The sequence below is a fragment of the Flavonifractor sp. genome (assembly GCF_019422385.1).
Classification (GTDB): domain Bacteria; phylum Bacillota; class Clostridia; order Oscillospirales; family Oscillospiraceae; genus Flavonifractor; species Flavonifractor avistercoris.
Genome location: NZ_JAHZDL010000145.1, coordinates 1 through 3,019, shown reverse-complemented (window position 1 = coordinate 3,019; position 3,019 = coordinate 1). Strand labels below are relative to the sequence as shown.

3 protein-coding genes are annotated in these 3,019 nt (G+C 66.6%); all 3 read left to right on the top strand.

The annotated features are described in order from the left end of the window. Positions 1-1,068 (top strand): glutamate--tRNA ligase family protein (locus tag QZ378_RS12525; RefSeq protein WP_291258506.1); only part of this gene is annotated, 1,068 nt, incomplete at its 5' end. A gap of 107 nt (positions 1,069-1,175) precedes the next feature. After that, a complete protein-coding gene (locus QZ378_RS12520) occupies positions 1,176-2,210 on the top strand; it encodes an aminotransferase class I/II-fold pyridoxal phosphate-dependent enzyme (RefSeq protein WP_291258505.1) in 1,035 nt (344 codons plus the stop codon). A 214-nt stretch (positions 2,211-2,424) separates the two neighbouring features. Then, positions 2,425-2,877, top strand: coding sequence for a sigma-70 family RNA polymerase sigma factor (locus QZ378_RS12515; protein ID WP_291258504.1), 453 nt, complete (start codon positions 2,425-2,427; stop codon positions 2,875-2,877). Positions 2,878-3,019: the final 142 nt, after the last annotated feature.

Below are 3,019 nucleotides of genomic sequence, written 5' to 3'. Positions count from 1 at the left end.
CAGGGGGACAAGTGGTGCATCTACCCCATGTACGACTTCGCCCACCCCCTGGAGGATGCCATCGAGGGCATCACTCACTCTCTGTGCTCCCTGGAGTTTGAGGATCACCGGCCCCTGTACGACTGGGTGATCGCCAACTGCTCCGTCCCCGCCAAGCCCCGGCAGATCGAGTTTGCCCGTCTGGGCATCAACTACACCGTCATGAGCAAGCGCAAGCTGCGCCAGCTGGTGGAGGAGAACCGGGTGTCCGGCTGGGACGATCCCCGCATGCCCACCCTGTGCGGCCTGCGCCGCCGGGGCTACACCCCCCGCTCCATCCGCAATTTCTCCGAGCGCAACGGCGTGAGCAAGGCCGCCTCCACCGTGGAGTACGCCTTCCTGGAGCACTGCCTGCGGGAGGATCTGAACGAGACCGCCCAGCGTCGCATGGCGGTGCTCCGCCCGGTCAAGCTGACCCTCACCAACTACCCCGAGGGACAGAGCGAGACCTTTACCGTGGAGAACAACCCCAACCGGCCCCAGGACGGCAGCCGGGAGGTGTCCTTCTCCCGCACCCTGTACGTGGAGGCGGAGGATTTCCTGGAGACCCCGGTGCCCAAGTATAAGCGCCTCTACCCCGACGGCCCCGAGTGCCGCCTGAAGGGCGCCTATGTGATCCAGTGCACCGGCTGCGTCAAAGACGCCGACGGCAATGTGGTGGAGATCCTGGCCACCTACGACCCGGACAGCCGGGGCGGCGACCCCGCCGACGGCCGCAAGGTGAAGGGCGCCACCATCCACTGGGTGGACGCCGCCACCGCCGTGGACGCCGAGGTGCGGCTGTACGACAACCTGTTCACCGATCCCGACCCCGACGGCGGGGACAAGAGCTTCCTGGACTGCCTCAACCCCAACTCCCTTGAGGTGCTCCTCCACGCCAAGGTGGAGGCCGGTCTGGCCGGGGCACAGGCCCCCGCCTCCTTCCAGTTCCTCCGCCAGGGCTACTTCTGCGTGGACAACAGGGACTCCTCCCCGGAGCATTTGGTGTTCAACCGTTCGGTGAGCCTGAAGGACTCCTTTAAATTCTAATCTCGTTCAGACGGCGGGCGACCGCAGGTCGCCCCCACTCCCTGCGGCATGGGGCGCCCGCGGACGTCCGTCTTTTTTCACTATCATCAACACGGAGGCATGCAGCAATGAAAAAGTATCTGTTTCGCAACGACTATTCCTTCGGCGCCCACCCCAAGGTCCTGGAGGCCGTGTGCGCGGTGAACCTGGAGGGCAACCGGGGCTATGGCGACGACGGTCATACCGCCCGGGCCAAAGACAGGATCCGGGAGGTGTGCGGCTGCCCCGATGCCATGGTGGAATTCCTGACGGGCGGCACCCAGACCAACGTGGTGGCCTGCTCCTTTCTGCTCAAGCCATGGGAGGCCGCCATCTGCGCCGACTCCGGCCACCTGAACGGCCACGAGGTGGGCGCATTTGAGGCCACCGGCCACAAGATCCTCCCCGTGGCCGTGGGGGGCGACGGCAAGATCACCCCGGACATGCTGAACCCCGTGGTGGAGCAGCACCGGGATCCCCACCTGACCAAGCCCGGCCTGGTGTATATCTCAAATGCCACCGAGAACGGCACGGTGTACACCAAGGCGGAGCTCACCGCCCTGTACCAGCGCTGCCAGGAGCTGGGCCTGCTCCTCTTCGTGGACGGCGCCCGGCTGGGGGCCGCCCTCACCTCCGACGCAAACGACCTGACCCTGCCGGAGTTCGCCCACCTGTGCGATGCCTTCTACATCGGCGGTACCAAGAACGGCACCATGTTCGGCGAGGCCCTGGTGATCAACCGGCCGGAGCTCACCGACGGCTTCTTCCGCATGAAGAAGCGCATGGGTGCGGTGATGGAGAAGGGCTGGATCCAGGGCGTCATGTTCCAGGCCCTGTTCACCGACGATCTCTACTTCCAGATGGCCCGCCACGCCAACGAGATGGCCGCCCGCCTCCAGGACGGCCTGAAGGCCAAGGGCTGGACGCTGTGGGTGGAGTCCCCCACCAATCAGGTCTTTGCCACCGTCCCCAACGCCGTCAAGCCCCAGATCGACGCGGTGTGTGACTACGAGGACTGGTGCCCCTACGACGAGAGCCACACGGTCATCCGCTTCGTCACCTGCTTCCAGACCTCCCAGGAGGACGTGGACGGCCTGCTGGCCGCCCTGCCCGACCTGCACTGAGCTTCTTCGATTCCCCGAGGCATCCGCCTCGGGGAATTTTTTTGCCCGATTTCGTAACCAAACCGTCTCCGCTTCGTATATACTGATAGAACCGGTTCTTGGAGAGGAGGGGGACAAGCTGGACGAGGTTACACTGGCGAAAAAGCTCCGGCAGGGCAGCCGCCTGGCGCTGGAGCGGGCCATCGACCGCTTCACCCCCTATGGGAGCGCCGTGGTGGTGCGGGTGATCGCCGGGCGGGGCACCCGGGAGGACGTGGAGGAGCTGACCGCCGACGTGTTTCTGGCCCTGTGGGCCCACGCCGGGGAGCTCGACCCGGAGCAGGGCCTGCGGCCCTGGCTGGGGGCGGTGGCACGGAACAAATCCACGGACTGGCTGCGCACCCACAGGGAGGCCGTCCCCCTGCCGGAGAACGCCGCCGCCCCCGGCGGCGTCGTGGACCCCCAGGACGAGGCAGAGCGGCGGGAGTGGGCCGCCCGGCTGTGGGACGCGGTGGAGGGGCTGGACGAGCCCGACCGCACCCTGTTCCTGCGCTATTACCACTACGGAGACAAACTCAAGGACATCGCCCGGGCCTTGGGCCTGACCCAGGCCGCCGCCAAGCAGCGGCTGTTCCGGGGGCGGAAGGTGCTGCGGGATATCCTGACGAAAGGAGGGGTGGAGGCGTGAGAGACCGGATGCAGGCGCTGTGGGACGACGTGGTTCCCCTGGGCGGGGCCTGCCCCCAGGCCGACCCGGCGGCAGTCAAACGGCGGGTCAACGCCGCGCTGAACGCCGTCCCCTCGGAAAGGAGAACCTATATGAGACAGAA